The 18,945-nt window shown below is 71.6% G+C and carries 14 protein-coding genes; 5 read left to right on the plus strand and 9 right to left on the minus strand.

What is annotated here, in order from left to right:
- Positions 1-3: 3 nt before the first annotated feature.
- Positions 4-246 (minus strand): hypothetical protein, encoded by a 243-nt coding sequence (locus IE277_RS47025; RefSeq protein WP_229881076.1) that lies wholly within the window; start codon positions 244-246, stop codon positions 4-6.
- Here IE277_RS47025 and IE277_RS09530 point away from each other — a divergent pair.
- Positions 233-1,144, plus strand: coding sequence for an AAA family ATPase (locus tag IE277_RS09530; RefSeq protein WP_229881079.1), 912 nt, complete (start codon positions 233-235; stop codon positions 1,142-1,144). The genes IE277_RS47025 and IE277_RS09530 overlap by 14 nt on opposite strands.
- Positions 1,137-5,597: an FxSxx-COOH system tetratricopeptide repeat protein gene (fxsT, locus tag IE277_RS09535; RefSeq protein ID WP_229881082.1), complete on the plus strand. Its 4,461-nt coding sequence runs from the start codon at positions 1,137-1,139 to the stop codon at positions 5,595-5,597. The genes IE277_RS09530 and fxsT overlap by 8 nt, the downstream gene beginning before the upstream one ends.
- A 46-nt stretch (positions 5,598-5,643) precedes the next feature.
- On the opposite strand, the gene IE277_RS09540 is transcribed toward fxsT, so the two are convergent.
- The 3 genes from IE277_RS09540 to IE277_RS09550 form a co-directional block, all read right to left on the minus strand.
- Positions 5,644-7,599, minus strand: a complete 1,956-nt coding sequence (locus tag IE277_RS09540; RefSeq protein ID WP_189950499.1) for an HEXXH motif domain-containing protein — start codon at positions 7,597-7,599, stop codon at positions 5,644-5,646.
- Positions 7,600-7,635: 36 nt separating this feature from the next.
- Positions 7,636-7,815, minus strand: a complete 180-nt coding sequence (locus IE277_RS09545; protein WP_189950500.1) for a hypothetical protein — start codon at positions 7,813-7,815, stop codon at positions 7,636-7,638.
- Between the two features lie 122 nt (positions 7,816-7,937).
- A complete protein-coding gene (locus IE277_RS09550) occupies positions 7,938-9,503 on the minus strand; it encodes an effector-associated domain 2-containing protein (RefSeq protein ID WP_189950502.1) in 1,566 nt (521 codons plus the stop codon).
- 206 nt (positions 9,504-9,709) lie between these two features.
- Between IE277_RS09550 and IE277_RS09555 the strand changes: the two genes are divergently transcribed.
- On the plus strand, positions 9,710-10,558 hold the full coding sequence (locus IE277_RS09555) for a patatin-like phospholipase family protein (protein ID WP_189950504.1): 849 nt from the start codon (positions 9,710-9,712) through the stop codon (positions 10,556-10,558).
- A 110-nt stretch (positions 10,559-10,668) separates the two neighbouring features.
- Here IE277_RS09555 and IE277_RS09560 read toward each other — a convergent pair whose 3' ends face one another.
- Entirely contained in the window at positions 10,669-11,325 is a 657-nt protein-coding gene (locus IE277_RS09560) for a phosphoribosyltransferase (protein WP_189950505.1), read from the minus strand.
- A gap of 221 nt (positions 11,326-11,546) precedes the next feature.
- Between IE277_RS09560 and IE277_RS09565 the strand changes: the two genes are divergently transcribed.
- Entirely contained in the window at positions 11,547-12,314 is a 768-nt protein-coding gene (locus IE277_RS09565; RefSeq protein WP_189950946.1) for a polysaccharide deacetylase family protein, read from the plus strand.
- Between the two features lie 68 nt (positions 12,315-12,382).
- Positions 12,383-12,832 (plus strand): SRPBCC family protein, encoded by a 450-nt coding sequence (locus IE277_RS09570; protein ID WP_189950507.1) that lies wholly within the window; start codon positions 12,383-12,385, stop codon positions 12,830-12,832.
- A gap of 14 nt (positions 12,833-12,846) precedes the next feature.
- On the opposite strand, the gene IE277_RS09575 is transcribed toward IE277_RS09570, so the two are convergent.
- The 4 genes from IE277_RS09575 to IE277_RS09590 form a co-directional block, all read right to left on the minus strand.
- A complete protein-coding gene (locus IE277_RS09575) occupies positions 12,847-13,494 on the minus strand; it encodes a LysE family translocator (RefSeq protein WP_189950509.1) in 648 nt (215 codons plus the stop codon).
- A gap of 188 nt (positions 13,495-13,682) precedes the next feature.
- Positions 13,683-14,834, minus strand: coding sequence for an XdhC family protein (locus tag IE277_RS09580; protein WP_189950511.1), 1,152 nt, complete (start codon positions 14,832-14,834; stop codon positions 13,683-13,685).
- A 47-nt stretch (positions 14,835-14,881) separates the two neighbouring features.
- The gene (locus IE277_RS09585) at positions 14,882-16,348 is read right to left on the minus strand and encodes an NCS2 family permease (RefSeq protein ID WP_189950512.1); all 1,467 of its coding nucleotides are present in this window, start codon (positions 16,346-16,348) and stop codon (positions 14,882-14,884) included.
- A 211-nt stretch (positions 16,349-16,559) separates the two neighbouring features.
- Positions 16,560-18,944, minus strand: coding sequence for a xanthine dehydrogenase family protein molybdopterin-binding subunit (locus IE277_RS09590; RefSeq protein WP_189950514.1), 2,385 nt, complete (start codon positions 18,942-18,944; stop codon positions 16,560-16,562).
- Position 18,945 lies beyond the last annotated feature (1 nt).

Below are 18,945 nucleotides of genomic sequence, written 5' to 3' on the forward strand. Positions count from 1 at the left end.
ACCTCAGGCGGGCTTACCGGCGCCGGACAGCCGCCCGCCGGGCCGGCCGCTGTACACGGGTACCGGTACGGCGTTCACCGACCCGACGCCGTACGAGGACCGCGCCTGGCCGCCGGGCCCGCGCTGGCGGACCTTCGACGGGGGGCCGGTGCAGCCCGCGCCGCCCGAGGACGGCGAGGCGGACCGGCGGCTGGGACCGGCCTCGGCGAACCGGCGGCCGCCGGCGGCCGAGGTGCGGCTGGTCAACGCCGCCCTCCTGCTGAGGCGTCCGCTGCTGGTGACGGGACGGCCGGGCGTCGGCAAATCCGCGCTCGCCTACCGCATCGCGCGTGAACTGGGCCTGGGACGCGTGCTCCAATGGCCGGTCACCAGCAAGACGACGCTGGCCTCGGGGCTGTTCGAATACGACGTCCTCGGGCGGGCGCAGGCGGGACAGGCGTGGTTCGCGGCACAGGAGCGGGTGTCCGGACCGGGGAGGTCCGGACCGCGGGTGTCCGGACAGCAGGAGGCCGCCGACGACCGCGCGGTGACCGCCCTGGACATCGGCGACTTCATCCAGCTCGGTCCGCTGGGCACCGCCCTGCTGCCGCACCGGCTGCCTCGCGTCCTGCTGATCGACGAGCTGGACAAGGGAGATGCCGATCTGCCCAATGACCTGCTGTCGTTGTTCGAGGACGGCTGGTTCCCGGTGCAGCCTCTCGTTCGGGTGAAGCGGCGGATGGAAAGTGTCACCGTTTACACGGCAGACCCGGGCAGGACCGCAACCATCAATGACGGGATCATCAAAACTCGATCATTCCCGATCGTCATCATGACGTCCAATGGTGAACGTGAGTTCCCTGAGGCGTTTATGCGCCGATGCCTGCGACTTGATATACCGGACCCCACACCGGAGACGCTGGGCGAGTTGGTCGCCGCGCACTTCGGGGGCGGGTTGTCGGACATGCAAGAAAGGCTCGTCCAGGAGTTCATGACACGCAGTGCTCAGGTCGACGGACTGGCATCCGACCAATTACTCAATGCGGCACACCTGGTCACCTCGGGTGCCTACTCCTACGGTGAGGAGGACCACGCCGAGTGGCAAGCCGTCCTCGAAGCTATCTGGCACCCGCTGAACGGAGACGGAGCGGACTGGGGTGTCTGACCAACCGCCGAAGATCAACGGTCGCGTGGCGGCCGGCGGACCGATTCGAGCGTCCGCCGCCGCAGCCTCCGCCGTGCCCATCGGTGAACTGCACCCACGGGAGATCGCGGACGCCCTGTGGCTCGCCGCCCACCACCCGGAGATCGCGGCCCGGACCGACGACCAGGACGTCCTGACCGAGCACACGGCCGCGGCCGGACGGCCGCGGCAGACGCCCGCCCCGGCCCCGGCCGAGCAGAAGGCACCACCGCCCCGGTTCCCGCGCCGGCCGGCGGACCAGGACCCGCTCGCCCCGCACAGCGACCGGAAGACCCACCCGGACGACGGCCGGCCCGGCCACGCGGGTGGCGACCGCCGGCCCACCGAACCGGACCCGCTGCCCCTGATCCCGCTCACGGACGACCTCACCGACCTCACTGATCTGGGGGACCCGGGCAGCCTCCACCCGATCCGTGCGCTGCATCCGCAGCACGGCCCTCCGCTGCCTCAACTCACGCGTGCCCTGAGGCCGTTGCGCCGTCCGGCCCCGACCTCCCGGGCACCCCAGGTCGATCCGGACGCCACCGCCGAGCGACTGGCCGTGGACCCCGGACTGCCGCCCGCCATGCGCCCCGGACCGGGCCCCCGCTGGCACGCGGTGCTGCTCCTGGACGTCGCACCGCGGATGGCCGTGTGGCGCGACACCACCGAACACGCCGCACGCCTGTTCCGGCAGTACGGCGGCTTCGGCGACTTCCGGCTGCTCCATCTCGACACCAGCCGGCCCGATTCGGCGTCCGTGCACTGGCCGGGCACGGCGCACCCCGTCTCGCCCAAGCGGCTGCTGGACCCCGGCGGGCGCACTCTCGTCCTCGTCCTCACCGACGGTCTGGCCCCGGCCTGGCAGTCCGGTGCCGTCCAGGCGCATCTCGCGTCCTGGGGCCGCCATCAGCCGACCGCCGTCCTGTCCGTGGTCCCTCAACACCTGTGGTACCGCACCGCGCTGCACCGGCTGGAACGCGTCCGGCTGCGGGCGTCGGGGGACCGGCCCGGCCCCGGGTCATGGGAGTACGCCGAGCCGACCGGACGCACCCCGGCACACCGGGCCGACACCGTCGTCCCGGTCCTGGAACTGTCCGAGGAGTGGCTGCTGCCCTGGACCACGTTCCTGACCGGCACGGGCCCGCGCTGGACCGAGGTGGCGGCCCTGCTCCTGCCCCGTACCTCCCGGCGGCCCGCCGCGTCCGTGCGCCAGCCCCGTGAGAAGTCCGCGGCGGAACGCGTCGCCCTGTTCCGGGTCTGGGCCTCCGCCGACACCTTTCAGCTGGCCACCCGGCTCGCCACCGCGCCGCTGGACCTGCCGGTCATGACGGCCCTGCAACGGCGCACCCTGCCACGCACCGGTCCGGAGCATCTGGCCGAGTTCCTCATGAGCGACCTGGTGACGTCCGACCCGGCCGACGACGGGTATTTCTCCTTTCATCCGGGAGTCCGCGAGGAAGTACTAGCGGCAAGCAGCCGGCACGCCACCGAGCTGGCCACGAAAGTGGTGGCGGAGTTACTCGCCCCGCACAGCGCCGCCGCCCGGGAGATGCTGGCATACCTGGATGGAGCAACCGCCTCCAAACCGAAGGTCACCGAAGAGGACCGGCATTTCCGCGAGATCGAGTGCGTGGTTCTCCGATCGCTCTCCGGTGCCCATGCGCGCCGGGCCCGCTTGATCGGGCAACTCATTCGGGCGCACGAGGAATCAACACAGCAGATGAGCGAATCGACACGCGGCGAGCGACCCATCGCGCCACACACGGAAAGCTATGGCATAGTGACTGAACCGAACACCTCCGAGGCACCGGTGCTGGCCGAGCGGCTCGGCCACGCTGATACTGGCACCTCCCCAGGAGACGCCACCATGGTCACGGCTTACCCCGACACCGGGTCACGGCAGGAAATCACGCTGAGCCGCCCCGCTCCCCTTTCCACCGTGCGCCCCCTGGTGTGGGGAAACATGCCGCCGCGCAATCTTGTCTTCACCGGCCGGGAAGACCTTCTGCAAAGGCTGGAAAGGGAACTGCGGGGCGGTCCGACCGCCGTGCTTCCGCATGCCCTGCACGGCCTCGGCGGAGTCGGGAAATCCCAACTCGCCCAGGAATACGTATATCGCCAGGCAGGACAGTACGACATTGTCTGGTGGATTCCCGCCGAGCGCCCCACGCAGATCGCCCAGGCCCTGGTGGAACTGGCCCACCGGCTCCATCTGCCGGTCAGCAGCGAGGCGATCACCGCGGTGCCGGCCGTGCTGGAAGCGCTGCGCACCGGAAACCCGTACAGCAAGTGGCTGCTGGTGTTCGACAACGCGGAAAGCCCGGAAGCGGTCCAGGAATTCTTCCCGAGCAGTTCGGAGAACAGTTCGGGCGGCTCCATCATCATTACGTCGCGCAATCCGCAGTGGAACACCCTCGCCCGCCCGCTGGAAGTCGATGTGTTCGAACGCGCGGAGAGCATGCAGCTGCTCCAGCGCCGTAACCCCGACCTGTCCGACGAGGAGGCGGACCAGCTCGCCCATGTCCTGGGCGATCTGCCCCTCGCGGTCGAGCAGGCATCGGCCTGGCGGGCCGAGACCGGCATGCCCGCGGCCGAATACCTGCGGCTGTTCGCAGAGAAACGTGCAGAGCTCATGACAGTTTCCCGTCCGACGCACTACGAGCAGACCGTGGCAACGGCCTGGAACGTCTCGCTGGACCATCTGGCGAGCAAGAATCCCGCCGCCCTGCAACTGCTTCAGATCTGTGCGTACTTCGCCCCCGAGCCCATCGCGCGCTCGCTCTTCTCCGGGGCGCCGGTCCAGCCCATCGCCCCCGACCTGGACCGGGCGCTGACCGACCCGCTGCGCCTCGCGCGGGCCATCCGGGAAATCAACCGGTACTCCCTGGCCAAGATCGACCACCGCAACAACAGCATCCAGATGCACCGTCTGGTGCAGGCGGTGCTGATCGCCCGGATGACGGAGGAACAGCAGCAGCGCATGCGGCACGGCGCCCATCTGCTCCTGGCGGCCAACGCGCCCCGCGATCCCCGGGACCCGGACCACTGGAGCCGGTTCGGCGATCTGTACCCGCATGTGGTGGAGTCCGGCGCGATCGACTCGGAGGTCGGCAACGTCCGCCAGCTCGTCATCAACACCGCCGACTACCTCTACTACTGGGGCGACCACGAGAGCGCCCGCGAGTTCGGCCAGAAGGCGTACGAGCGCTGGCGGGAGCAGTACGGCGAGAGCGACCAGCAGACGCTGCTGCTGTGCCGCAGCCTGTGGTACGTCCTGTGGCGGATGGGCCGTTACGGCGAGGCCGCCGCGCTGAGCCAGCGCATGCTGGCCGCCGTACAGGCGCTGGGCTCGGACGCTGAGGAGGAGCTGCTGTCCACGATGGGCTCGGTCGCGGTGGACCGCCGTTCGCACGGCGATTTCCGCGGCGCCCTGGACATCGCCCGGGAGGTGCACGAGCGGGCCGTACGCGCCTACGGCGAGGAGGACCCGCTCACCTTGGACCACACGCACAACCTCGCCGTGGCCCTGCGCGCGTGCGGTCACTACCGCGAGGCGCTCGACCTGGACGAGGAGACCTGGCGCCGCAACGTCGTCATCTACGGCGAGGAGGCCTACGACACCCTGCTGTCCGAGATGGGACTGGCGCTGGACCGCCGGGAGGCGGGCGACTACGCCCTCGGCGCCCGGATGTTCGAGGAGATCGTCGACAAGTACCGCAATGTGTTCGGCGAGATGAATCCGCACACCCTGCGTGCCCTGGCCCGGCTGGCCGTGTCCCGGCGCAAGGCCGGTGACCACCAGGCCGCCTACGACCTCAGTCTGCAGGCCAGCAAGGCGCTCACCGACCGCTACGGAGAGCGCAGTCCGGACTCCCTGGTGGCCTCCCTCAGCCTGTCGATCGACCTCAGGCAGCTCAACAACCTGGACGACGCGCTCAAGCTCGGTGAGCGCACCCGCGATCTGTACGCCGAGGTGTTCGGCGCGCAGCACCCCGACTCGGTGGCGGCGGACATCGACCTCGCCATCACCCTGCGGCTGGTCAACCAGGTGGAGGACGCCCGCGCCCTCAACGAGAACGCCCTGGAGCGCGCCGTCCGGGCCCTGGGCGAGGACCACCCCACGGTGCTCGTGTGCGCGGCCAACCTGGCCAGCGACAGGTATGCGCAGGGAGACGCCGCCGGCGCCCTGGAGCTGGACCAGCGCACCCTGGAGCGGATCAAGACCACTCTGGGGGACTCGCATCCCACCGCGTTCGCGCTGATGAACAACATCGCCAGTGATCTGCGGGCGCTGCGCCGGACCGAGGAGGCCGAGGCCATGCATCTGGCCGCGGTGCAGGGACTGGGCGACAGGCTGGGAGCCGCCCACCCGGCCTGCACGGACGCCGAGGCCTGGCGGCGCTCCAACTGCGACGCCGACCCGATGCCCTGACGTCCCCGGCGGGGCCGGGCACCGACCGGGCCGGCCCCGCGGGCCGTCATCGGGGCACGGCCACCGTGCGGCCGAGCCATCCGGCCACGGCGACGGGGTCCGGCGCGTTGGCGCTCTTGAGGTTGACGGACGCGTAGACGTGCCGGACCAGTTCCGGGCAGACGGCGAGGGCACGGGCCGCCGCTTCGTGGTCCCGGCACCCTCGCAGCGTCCACGCCAGCCCGGCCCAGACGGTGCCCGGAGCCGGGCCGGCGTCGCTGTGGGCCCTGATCTCGGCGGCGTACAGCCGCTGTGCGGCGGCCGGCCGGCCGTCGAGCAACTCGACGTCCGCCGGTCTCGCCCCCAGCACGAGGTCGCCCAGGTCGTCCGCGTCCCGAACCAGTGCGGCGGTGGCCGGCGCCAGCCGCATCCGCATGAGCACGGCGCGGGCGTCCAGATGACGTACTGCCAGGTCCGGCACCAGGCGTGGGCGCGGATAGCGCCAGGCCCCTTCGGGCGTCGCCGCGTCGGCTCGCCCGTCGCCCCACTCCTGCACCAGGTCGGCCACCAGGTCCGGATCGGGCACCAGATGGTGGGAGCGCCAGCTCAGCCCGTGGTCGTCGACGGCCAGTTCCGCCCAGGCGAGTGGCTCCGGCAGCACCGGCTCCTCCTGCCACTCCTCTACGGTCTCCAGCAGCCGGCCGACCAGTCTGCGCCCCAGGGCGGTCAGTTCCGGCTCCTGCTCCAACGACGGCAGTACGCACAGCAGTTGGCGGCGGCGCAGCGCGAACTCGAAGGCCGCCAGGGGTTCCTCGTCCTGCGGGCATCCGTTGAGGAGGTGGCCGCGCCAGAACCGGGCCACTCCCGTGAAGGCGTACACCCCGTGGAGCACGCCCCGCAGGGGGCGCGGGTCGTCGCGCCAGGGGACCTGGAAGCGCCGTGTCACATCGGGCGTGTGCAGGGAGTACATGTGCAGCAGGGCGCTGAGCTTGCTGTGCTGCGCCTCGTGTGTGAGCACGGCGGCGAACTGGGCCGCGGCGGCGGGTTCGGTCCCGGACGGCTCGGACGCCGCCATGCCGCCCATGCCGTCCTCCATCGTGGCGCTGTGCCAGCGGAACGGCCGTGCCGCGGGCAGCGGTTCGATGGACCGCAGACACGCGGTGACGTCCTCGGCGCCGCTCGGATCCACCCGGGCGAGCAGCGGCCAGGCCCGCTGGAGGAGGTCGGTCCAGCGGTGCACCGCCGGTGCCGCGGCGGGGCCGCCGGCCCGGTCCGGGTCGTCCCACGCGCGCCCCCGCATGCGGTAGGGGCCCAGCTCGTGGAGCATGACCCGGCGGGGCCCGTCCGGCAGGTCCAGGGACAGCACATGCGGGATCTGCCAGTGCGAGGAGGGCTCCGCGAAGGGGCGCTCGATGCGTACGGGGTCGTGGCCGGCGGACGCCGTACCGCTCGGTGTCACGGTGAGCGTCGGGGACGTGAAGGCCGCCTCGGCCGTGCGCCACACCCCGGCCTGCGTCGGCAGCACGGCGCAGCCGAGCGTGGGGAACCAGACCCGTCCGGCCCGGACGGGCACCGTCAGCCGGAACGGGAGCCCGGTGCGCATCGCGGCCACGGCGGCCAGCAGATGCAGATGGCCCACGTCCGCCCAGAGCGGAGGGTCACCCGGCTCCCGCCCGGAGCCGGGGCTCTGTAATCGCCCGAGGCAGTGACGCAGCCAGTGTCCCGTCTCGGGCAGCAGGAGGATGTCGTCGGCTATCGCGGCGCTCTGCCGTTCGGCGGCGATGAGCAGATCCCAGGCCGCCTCGATGCCCGACAGGGGTCCCGTCGCGTCAGGGCGCCTGCTCGCGGTGCCGATGAGCAGGCCCAGCAGCACCAGCCGGTGGCTGCGCTCGGAGTCCCACAGATGGGCGACGACCGCGCGTCCGGCCCCGCCCCCGGCCAGGAGGTCGAAGTGCCTGGGAGGAAGCCCGTGTCGCGGGAGTCCTGGTGCCGACCACCCCGGGGACAGAGAGGAGCCACCCACCGATGAGCCTCCGTGGTCGCCGTCGGGGCCTCGACATCACACCGTGAAACTGCTCTTGGGATCACCGGCGAAGACGGCGGGGTTGCCGGACTCCGTCAGCAGCCGTCGCTCCGCCCGCTGCCACTCGCGGCCCCTCCGGCAGGCCGGTACGTCCTCCAGCGCGAGGTGTGAGAGATCGGGCAGTTCCGACTCGATGATCGCCCCAGCCTGGTCCATCCTCTGCGGCCCTCCCCGTCCCCCGGCGTTCGGCCCTTTCCCCTGTCATTTCATGATGTCCCCGCGACCCTTGTCCGGAAACCCCGAGTCGGGAAATCGGCCCTCGCGCCGTCCATTGTCCGTCAGGGGCCGAACTCGGGCATTGCCTCCAGAAGGCCGAAAACCACTCCGCGTTCCCTGGTGCCGGTGTCCACCGTCCGTATCGCCTCGCGGAGTTCGCGCAGCCCGTCGGGGAACGTGAGGCAGGTGTCGACCAGCCCGAGGACTTCCACCCGCAGAATGCTGGACCTCGGGATGCTCGTCCGCAGGGTCCTCGGCAGACCGCGCAGCAGGGCTTCGCGGGCGTCCTTGTCGTTCATGGCGGGCAGCGCTTCGAGGGCCTCCACCAGCGCTTCCCGCGGGTCCGGACAGGTGGCCGGGCGGGCGGCCGGGGCGGGATCCGGCGGGCTCACCGGGTCGGGCGGCGACGGCTCGTACGGCTGCGGGGAGGGCTCGTGCGGGCGTGGGCCCGGGCGGTGGGGCGCGGGCGGGGCGCCGGTGTGCGCCTCCAGGACGGCTGCGCAGGCCTGGGCGGCCAGCAGCAGGTACCAGCCGCGGGCGCGGTCGCCGAGACCGGTGAACGTCGTGTACCTCAGGGCGCCGGCGACGAGGGACAGCAGGAACTGGTCCGCCCACGGTTCCCGCCACCCGGCCATCAGGCCGTCGGCGGTGTCCCGTACGCAGTCGACGCGGCGCACCAGCTCGGCGGGCAGCCGGTCGGTGTGCTCCGGGCGCGGGGCGACGATGTGGTCGCGCAGCGCCTGCTCCTGCCGGGCCGGCAAGGCCCCCGAAACGAACGGCGCGAGCGCCGACAGCAGCAGCATGGCGATGTCGCAGGTCAGCGCGCCGTCGGTACGGAAGGTGCCGAGATCGATCAGCCGGTACGCCGCTTCCTGCGGGGCGCCTCGGCGCACCGGGACGATGACGTTGTCCACGTGCAGGTCCCCGTGGGTGAGTCCGGTGAGGACCGGTACCTCGGGGTCGGCCAGCTCCGGGTGCCCGCCCGAGAGCAGCAGATAGGGATTGGGCAGCAGGCGGTCCCCGGCGTCGAACCAGGGCTGGGAGGAGCCCGCCAGCCCTGCGCCGCGCCGCCATGGCTCCAGTGAGCGCAGTCCGCCTCCCTCGGGGTCCACCTCCCCGCGCACGTAGGCGGAGGCCGGCATCCGCCGCGGCAGCGTCCGCGCCGTGTTCCACTCGGTGAGCAGTCCGCGCACCACGTGTGCGCAGGTACGGGTGAACTCCTCGCCCTCCAGGGCGCCGAGCGGCCGGGCGTCGCGCAGTCCGTCGCCGGCCACGGCCTGGAACATCAGGGCGCCCCCGCCCCGTAGCGGACAGGGCTCGAAGGCCTGCTCGACGAGATGCTCCTGCGCGAACGTGCGCGGCGATTCCCGTAACGCCCTGCTGTGCCGGGCGGGTTCGGTCCGGTGCGGTCCCTCGGGCAGCACCTTCAGGATGACGATCCTCGGCGGTGGCGCCACCTCCAGCGCCGCCAGCACGGCTCCGGTGTACCCCTTGCCCGGCGGCAGCCAGGACGGCCGGAACAGGCGCACCTTCCGGTCGTTCAACTCCGCCCATTCGTACAGCGCTTGAGCCGCCTCCGGCCCCAACCGGTCGGCGGCCTCGGAGCGTTGGTCGGGGACCGTGGACACGCACGCCTCCTTGGGCCGCCGGGTGCGCACGGGTGCCGCATGGCACGGCGACGTTCGCATGTGCCAGTGTTCCATGCGCGCCGGGCACCGGCCAGAGTCCCGAAGCGACCGCGCACGGGCGGGAATACGGCGGGGAATGCGGGCGGGAATGATCGCGCCGCGGCCGGCGTCATTCATGGTGATCGTCGACTGTCGAGGAGGATGCGATGACCGAGGCATTGGTGCTGGGTGGCGGCGGAGTGGGCGGGATCGCCTGGATGACCGGGCTGCTGGCGGGGCTCGCGGATGCCGGGCAGGACGTCAGCGGGGCCGATCTGCTCGTGGGGACCTCCGCCGGGTCCGCCGTGGCCGCCCAACTGGGCAGCGGGCTGGGGCTGGAGGAGCTGTACGCCCGGCAGGTGGACCCCGCGCTGCAGGCCGCCGAGATCATGGCCGAGATGGACCTGGAGAAGTTCGCGGCGGAGATCGGCGCCGTCATCGGCTCCGCGGCCTCCGTGGCGGAGGTGCGCCGCGAGGTCGGGCGGGTCGCGCTCGGCTCGCGGACCGTGTCCGAGGAGGCGCGCCGCGCGGTGATCGAGTCACGGCTGCCGGCGCACGGCTGGCCGGAGCGCGCACTGAAGGTCGTCGCGGTGGACGCGGAGAGCGGCGAGCCGGTCGTCTTCGAACGCGCCTCGGGTGTCCCCCTGGTGGACGCCGTCGCGGCGAGCTGCGCCGTGCCGGGCGTGTGGCCGCCGGTGACCATCGGCGAGCGCCGGTACGTCGACGGCGGGGTGCGCTCCATCGCCAACGTCGACCTCGCCACCGGCGCGGACCGGGTCCTGGTGATCGTGCCGCTGGGCATCACCGAGCCCTTCCCCAGCGAGCAGCCGCTGGAGCGGACCGTCGGGGAACTGCGCGCCCAGGGCGCACAGGTGGTGGTCATCGCCCCCGACGAGGCGTCGGCGACGGCCATCGGCGACAACCCCCTGGACCCGGCCACCCGCATCCCGGCCGCCGAGGCCGGCCGCACCCAGGCCCACACCCTGACCATCCCGTGGACCACCCCCACGAACTGACTCCGCCCCACAGAACCCACCCAAGGGGCGCGAGGAACTGCGCGCCCAGCCACAACCCACCCGCACCCGGCAACCCACAAGGCCCCCACGGCGCCCAACCGCACTCACCATCAAGCCCGATGCAACCCCCTCCGCTCCAGTGCGGCCAGCACCTCCGCATCGGTGAGCTGCTCGAAATCCTCGTACCACTGCCCCACCGCACTGAAGCCGACCGGCCGATACGGGCACACGATCCTGTCGGCCTCACCGACGAGCAGGTCCAGGGAGTCGGGGGCACCGACAGGAACGGCCAGGACCAGGTGTGCCGGCCCGCGGCGCCGCACATGCCGCAGCGCCGCGCGGGCCGTCGCTCCGGTGGCGAGGCCGTCGTCGACGACGATCACCGTACGGCCCGCCGGATCCGGGGTGGGGCGGTCGCCGCGGTAGCGCTGCTCGCGGCGGCGCAGTTCCCGCCGCTCGCGCTCGACCGCCGGGGCGAGGGACTCCTCGGTCAGACCGAGCAGGCCGAGGGAGTGCGCGTCGAAGAGGGGCGGGTCGTCCGCGACGAGCGCGCCGACGGCGAACTCCTGGTGGTGCGGGGCACCGATCTTGCGGACGACGAGTACGTCGAGCGGGGCGCCGAGCGCTCGGGCGACCGGCTCGGCGACGGCGATGCCGCCGCGCGGCAGGGCGAGCACGAGGGGATCGACGAGGGCGCCCTGATCGCGCAGCTCGCTCAGCAGTCCGGCGAGTTCTCGCCCGGCTTCGGCACGGTCCCGGAAGCGCATGGCTGACCTCCTCCGCGGAACCCCTCCCTCCATGGTGCTCCCGCTTCGGCGTTCCCGGTGGTGAACCGGCAGAGAGACGGGCAAAAGGGACGGACAAAGAGGGCCGCACAGGGGCGAACAAATGATCTATACACTGAGTGTATAGTCGCCGCATGTCTTACTCGACCGGCAAGATCCCGATGCCGCAGCCGACCACCGGAACGGCCCATGCCACCAGGAAGATGCGCAGAACCGCCCGAAGGTTGCGTCCGGCCGCGCTCGCGTCGGCCGCGCTCGGGCTGGCGCTCACCCTGTCCGGCTGCGCCCAGGTCGACACGACCGCCCCGAGCACCGCGCGGACCGAGGCGGCGCACGGGGCACCGGCGAAGTTCGGGACCGTCGACTGCCGCAAGGCGAAGTGCATCGCGCTCACCTTCGACGCGGGGCCCAGCGAGAACTCTCCCCGGCTGCTGGACATCCTCAAGCAGAAGAAGGTCCCGGCCACCTTCTTCCTGCTCGGCAAGAACCACATAGAGAAGTACCCGCAGCTGGTCAAGCGGATGGCCGCGGAGGGCCACGAGGTGGCCAGCCACACCTGGGACCACAAGATCCTCACGCAGATATCGGACGCCCAGGTGCGCGAGGAGCTGAAGCGCCCGAACGACGCGATCGAGCGGCTCATCGGGCACCAGCCCACGCTGATGCGCCCGCCGCAGGGCCGTACGGACTCCAATGTGCACAAGATCGCCAAGGAGCTGGGCATGGCGGAGGTGCTGTGGAGCGTGACCGCCAAGGACTACACCACGAACGACTCGGCGCTGATCAAGAAGCGCGTCCTGGAGCAGGCCTCCCGGGACGGGATCATCCTGCTGCACGACATCTATGCCGGCACCGTGCCGGCCGTACCCGGCATCATCGACGCGCTGAAGGAACGCGGGTACGTCTTCGTGACGGTGCCCCAGCTGCTGGCGCCCGGCAAGGCGGAACCGGGCAAGGTGTACCGGCCCTGACACGCCCCGAGGGACCCGGTCCGGGCCGAACCCCCGGCGCGGCGGCGTGCATTGCCTACGATCATGCCGTGCCGACCTTCTCCTTCACCCGTACGGCCCCGCTCCCCCTCGACGAGGCGTGGTGCCGGCTCACCGAGTGGCCCCGCCACGCCGATATGGTCCCGCTGACCCGGATCAGGGTGCTCACGCCGGGGCCGACCCGGGTGGGTACGCGCTTCGTGGCCCGCTCCGGCATCGGTCCGCTCGCCTTCGACGACACCATGGAGGTGACGCGCTGGCGCCCGCCCACCACCGACGAGCCGGGCCTGTGCCGCCTGGAGAAACGCGGCCGGGTGGTCCTCGGCTGGGCGGAGATCGAGGTGGGGCCGGGGCCCGGGGGCCGCAGCCGGGTGCAGTGGCGGGAGGAGCTGCGGGTGCGGTTCGTGCCCACGGCTCTCGACGCGCTGGTGGAGCGTACGGCGCGTGCCGTGTTCGGTCGGGCCGTGAACCGTCTGCTGCGGGGGGCGCAGGCGCCCTGAGGGTCGTGGACCGCTCAGTCCGTACGCCCCGTGACCGCGACCGTCACCCCCAGCCCGATCATGGTCAGCCCGCCGATCCCCCCGACGGCGGACAGCCGCCGGGGCGAGCGCGCGAACCAGCCGCGGGCACCGGAGGCGAGCAGCCCCCAGACGCTGTCCGAGGCGAGCGCGATGGCGTTGAAGACCAGGCCGAGCAGCAGCATCTGCGCGGGGACGTGCCCGTGCGCGCGGTCCACGAACTGGGGCAGCACGGCGGCGAAGAACACCATCGTCTTCGGATTGGCCACGCCGACCGCGAAGCCCTCCCCCAGGGTGCGCAGCGCGCCCTGGCGCGGCCCGCCGCTCTCCGTCCGCCGGAACGCCGCCCGCAGCGAGCCGCGCCGCCGCCACGCCTTGACGCCGAGGTACACCAGGTAGGCGGCGCCCGCGAGCTTCAGCACGGTGAAGACGAGGACCGAGCGCTCCACGATCGAGCCGACGCCGAGCGCCACGGCGGCGACCAGCGCATAGGCGCCGATCGTGTTCCCGACGACGGTGGTGAGCGCGACGCGCCGGCCGTGGGCCAGCGCCCGTCCGACCACGAAGAGCACGCTCGGGCCGGGGATCACGATCAGCAGGAAGGACAGGGCGGCGAAGGCCGCCAGCCGGTCGGTGGACACCATGCGTGCATGCAAGCACGGGGTCCGTACCGCCCGGCAAACGGTTTTCTCGGCCAGGCCGCTTCAGGACCTGTCCGGCGGATCCTGTCGCGGACGCGGGGGCCGGCACGCCCATCTGGACGCACCAGCCCCCCGCTCACCTGCGCCGATGAGGCACCGTCACTTTCCCGCGGCCTGATCCGCCGGACAGGCTAGGCCACCGAGCCGATCCGCGCGGCCTGCCGCGACGCGGGGTCGTGGTGGATGGGGGTGTGCGCGCCGGTGAGCGCGATCCCGCTGCCGCCGCGCCGGTTGGCGACGATCTCCGCGCCGATGGACAGGGCGGTCTCCTCCGGCGTACGGGCGCCGAGGTCGAGGCCGATCGGCGAGCGCAGCCGGGCCAGCTCCAACTCGGTGACGCCGACGCCGCGCAGCCGTTCGTTGCGGTCGTGGTGGGTGCGGCGCGAGCCCATCGCGCCGACGTAGGCGACCGGCAGGCGAAGCGCCAGCTTCAGCAGCGGTACGTCGAACTTGGCGTCGTGGGTGAGGACGCACAGGACGGTACGGCCGTCGGTCTCGGTGCGCTCCAGGTAGCTGTGCGGCCACTCGACGACGATCTCGTCGGCGTCGGGGAAGCGGGTCCGGGTGGCGAACACCGGGCGGGCGTCGCACACCGTGACGTGATAGCCGAGGAACTTGCCGACGCGGACCAGCGCGGAGGCGAAGTCGATGGCGCCGAAGACGATCATGCGGGGTGCGGGGACGGAGGACTCGATCAGGACCGTGAGCGGGGCGCCGCAGCGCGAGCCCTGCTCGCCGATCTCCAGGGTGCCGGTGCGGCCCGCGTCCAGGAAGGCGCCGGCCTCGGCGGCGACGGTGCGGTCCAGTTCGGGATGGGCGCCGAAACCGCCGTCGCGGGAACCGTCGGGGCGGACGAGGAGGGCCCGGCCCCGCAGCTCCGCCGGCCCCTCCACGATCCGCGCGACCGCCGCCGCCTCCCCACGGGCGGCGGCGGCCAGCGCGGCCGCGGCCACCGGCCGGACGGGACCGTCCGCCCGGACCGGTGTGACGAGGATGTCGATGATGCCGCCACAGGTCAGGCCGACGGCGAAGGCATCCTCGTCGCTGTACCCGAAGCGCTCCAGGACGGTCTCGCCGTCCTCCAGCGCCTGCCGGCACAACTCGTAGACGGCTCCCTCCACGCATCCGCCGGAGACCGAACCGATGGCCGTGCCCTCGCTGTCGACGGCGAGCGCGGCGCCCGGTTGCCGGGGCGCGCTCCCGCCGACGGCCACCACGGTGGCGACGGCGAAGTCACGTCCCTGCTCGACCCACCGGTTCAACTCGTCGGCGATGTCCAGCATGTTCGGCCTCCTGATCAGGTCAAGGGATGCGTGGCGGGACCCGGGCGTCAGTGCACGCCCAGCGCCGCCCGGAGCGGATGCAGGGAGAAGTAGACGAGGAAGAGGACCGTCAGCCCCCACATGAAGGGGCCGATCTCCCGCCACTTGCCCTGGGCGAGCTTGATGACGACGTAGGAGATCACACCGGCGGCGACACCGGGCGTGATCGAGTACGTGAACGGCATGATCACGACGGTCAGGAAGACCGGGATGGCGACGGAGCGGTCACCCCAGTCCACATGACGGGCGTTCATCATCATCATCGCGCCGATGGTGACGAGGGCGGCCGAGGCCACCTCGCGCGGCACGATGGCCGTGAGCGGCGTGAAGAAGAGACAGAGGGCGAAGAACCCGCCGGTGATGACCGAGGCCAGTCCGGTACGGGCGCCCTCGCCGACGCCGGTCGCGGACTCGACGAACACGGTCTGCCCGGAGCCGCCCACCACGCCGCCGACGGCACCGCCGGCACCGTCGATGAACAGCGCCTTGGAGAGGCCGGGCATCCGGCCCTGGGAGTCGGCGAGGTTGGCCTCCGTGCCGATGCCGATGATGGTGGCCATGGCGTCGAAGAAGCCGGCGAGCACCAGCGTGAAGACGATGAAGGTCACCGTCATGTAGCCCACGCCGCCCAGGCCGCTGAAGGACACCTTGCCGATGAGCGAGAAGTCCGGCATCGACACGGCGCTGCCGTGCAGTGCGGGGCCCTCGCCGTTGGCCCAGGACTTGTCGTCGGCGAGGCCCGCCGCGTTGACGATCATCGCGAGGACGGTGCCGGTGACGATGCCGATGAGAATGGCGCCGGGCACGTTCCTGGACTGCAGCGCGAAGATCAGCAGCAGCGTGACGGCGAAGAGCAGGACGGGCCAGCCGACGAGTTCGCCCTTGTCGCCGAGCGTGACCGGGGTCGCCGTACCCGCGTGTACGAACCCGGCCTTGACCAGCCCGATGAACGCGATGAACAGACCGATGCCGATCGTGATGCCGTGCTTGAGCGGCAGCGGGATCGCGTTCATGATCATTTCGCGTAGACCGGTGACGACCAGTAGCATGATCACGACGCCGTAGGCGACACACATGGCCAGGCCCTGGGCCCAGGTCAGGTCCTTGGTGCCCATGACCAGACCGGCCAGCACTCCGGAGACGGAGAGTCCGGCGGCCATGGCGAGCGGCACCTTGCCGACCCAGCCCATGAGGAGGGTGGTGAACGCCGCGCCGAGCGCGGTGGCCGTGATGAGGGCCTTCTGACTCAGCGAGTCGCCGGACTTGTCCGCGCCGCTGAGGATCACCGGGTTGAGCAGGAGGATGTACGCCATCGCCATGAAGGTGGTGACGCCACCGCGAACCTCGGTCGCGATGGAGGATCCTCTTTCGGAAATGTGGAAGTACCGGTCGAGCCACGACCTGCCGGCCGGCGGACGCGAACCCGCGCCCGCTTCTTCGGCGGTGTTCGTGGGCTCCACTGACTGCTGGGTCATGGTGCCATCTCCCAAGGTTCACAGGGGCACCCGTGCAACCGCCCTGACGGTCACGGGATTTGGGAATGGACGACCCGGGGGACGGCCCGAGACGAACGAGTTTCCTGGTGCTTCAAGGACCGCGAGCGGTGCGGAACTCAAAGAGGGATCCTCCGGGCGGCGCGGCGGAGTGTGTGACGTTCCCAGCGCCGCCCGGAGAGTTGTGGGGTTGTTACACGGTTCCCGTCAGGTGCTCGGGCCGTACCGGAGTGCGGTTGAGCTCCAGCCCGGTCGCGTTCCGGATCGCCGCGAGGACGGCCGGGGTGGACGACAGGGTCGGGGCCTCGCCGATGCCGCGCAGCCCGTACGGGGCGTGGTCGTCGGCGAGTTCGAGCACGTCGACCGGGATGGTCGGCGTGTCGAGAATCGTGGGGATCAGGTAGTCCGTGAAGGAGGGGTTCCTGACCTTGGCGGTCTTCGGGTCGACGATGATCTCCTCCATCACCGCCACGCCCAGGCCCTGGGTCGTACCGCCCTGGATCTGGCCGATGACGGAGAGCGGGTTGAGCGCCTTGCCGACGTCCTGGGCGCAGGCCAGTTCGATGACCTTGACCAGGCCGAGTTCGGTGTCGACCTCGACGACCGCGCGGTGCGCGGCGAAGGAGTACTGGACGTGGCCGTTGCCCTGGCCGGTGACCAGGTCGAAGGCCTCGGTCGGCCGGTGCCGCCACTCCGCCTCGATCTCGACGGTCTCGTCCTCCAGGACGTCGACCAGGTCGCCGAGGACCTCGCCGCCGTCGGTGACGACCTTGCCGCCCTCCAGCAGGAGTTCGGCGGTCGCCCAGGCCGGGTGGTAGCTGCCGAACTTGCGGCGGCCGATCTCCAGGACCTTCTCGCGGACCAGCTCACAGGCGTTCTTCACGGCGCCGCCGGTGACGTACGTCTGCCGGGAGGCCGAGGTCGAACCGGCGCTGCCCACCTGGGTGTCGGCGGGGTGGATGGTCACCTGGGTGACGCCCAGCTCCGTGCGGGCGATCTGCGCGTGGACGGTGACACCGCCCTGGCCGACCTCCGCCATCGCGGTGTGCACGGTCGCGACCGGCTCGCCGCCTATGACCTCCATGCGCACCTTGGCCGTGGAGTAGTCGTCGAAGCCCTCGGAGAAGCCGACGTTCTTGATGCCGACGGCGATGCCGATACCGCGTACGACGTTCTCGCCGTGCGTGGTGTTGGACAGACCGCCGGGCAGCTGTCGTACGTCGGCGCCCTCGCTGGACTCCCACTGGCGCTCGGGCGGCAGCGGCATCGCCTTGACGCGGCGCAGCAGTTCGGCGACCGGGGCCGGGGAGTCGACCGGCTGCCCGGTCGGCATGATGGTCCCCTGCTCCATGGCGTTGAGCTGCCGGAACTCCACCGGGTCCATGCCGAGCTGCTTGGCCAGCTTGTCCATCTGCGCCTCGTAGGCGAAGCACGCCTGGACCGCGCCGAAGCCGCGCATGGCGCCGCAGGGCGGGTTGTTGGTGTAGAGGGCGATGGCCTCGATGTCGACGTCGTCGACGACGTACGGGCCGACGCTCAGCGAGGAGGCGTTGCCGACGACCGCCGGGGAGGCGGAGGCGTAGGCGCCGCCGTCCAGGACGATCTTGCACTTCATGTGCGTGAGCTTGCCGTCCTTGGTGGCGCCGTGCTCGTAGTAGAGCTTGGCCGGGTGCCGGTGGACGTGTCCGAAGAAGGACTCGAAGCGGTTGTAGACGATCTTGACGGGCTTGCCGGTGCGCAGGGCGAGCAGGCAGGCGTGGATCTGCATCGACAGGTCCTCGCGGCCGCCGAACGCGCCGCCGACGCCGGCCAGCGTCATCCGCACCTTCTCCTCGGGCAGGCCGAGGACGGGGGCGATCTGCTTGAGGTCCGAGTGCAGCCACTGGGTGGCGACGTAGAGGTGGACGCCGCCGTCCTCCTCCGGCACGGCGAGGCCGGACTCGGGGCCGAGGAAGGCCTGGTCCTGCATGCCGAAGGTGTACTCGCCCTTGACGATCACATCGGCGCGCTTTGCGGCCTCGTCGGCGTTGCCGCGGACGATCGGCTGGCGGTGGACTATGTTCGGGTGCGGGACGTGACCCGAGTGGTGGTCGTCGCGGCCCTCGTGGACGAGGATCGCGTCCGGCGCGGTCGCGGAGGCCTCGTCGGTGATGACCGGCAGTTCCCTGTAGTCGACCTTGATCTTGGCGGCGGCGCGGCGGGCCGTCTCCGGGTGGTCGGCGGCGACGAGCGCGACCGGCTCGCCGTGGTGGCGTACCTTGCCGTGCGCGAGGACCGGGGTGTCCTGGATCTCCAGGCCGTAGTTCTTCACGGCCGTGGGCAGGTCGTCGTACGTCAGCACGGCGTACACACCCGCCATGGCGAGCGCCTCGGAGATGTCGATGGAGACGATCTCGGCGTGCGCGACGGTGGAGCGCAGGATCTGGCCCCACAGCATGTCCTCGTGCCACATGTCGGACGAGTACGCGAACTCGCCGGTGACCTTGAGGGTGCCGTCCGGGCGGAGCGTCGACTCGCCGATGCCGCCCTTGGTCTGCGAGCCCTGCGTGATCTTCGTAGGAGCGCCGTTGGCCGGCATG

This window comes from Streptomyces alanosinicus (assembly GCF_014650595.1).
Taxonomy (GTDB): domain Bacteria; phylum Actinomycetota; class Actinomycetes; order Streptomycetales; family Streptomycetaceae; genus Streptomyces; species Streptomyces alanosinicus.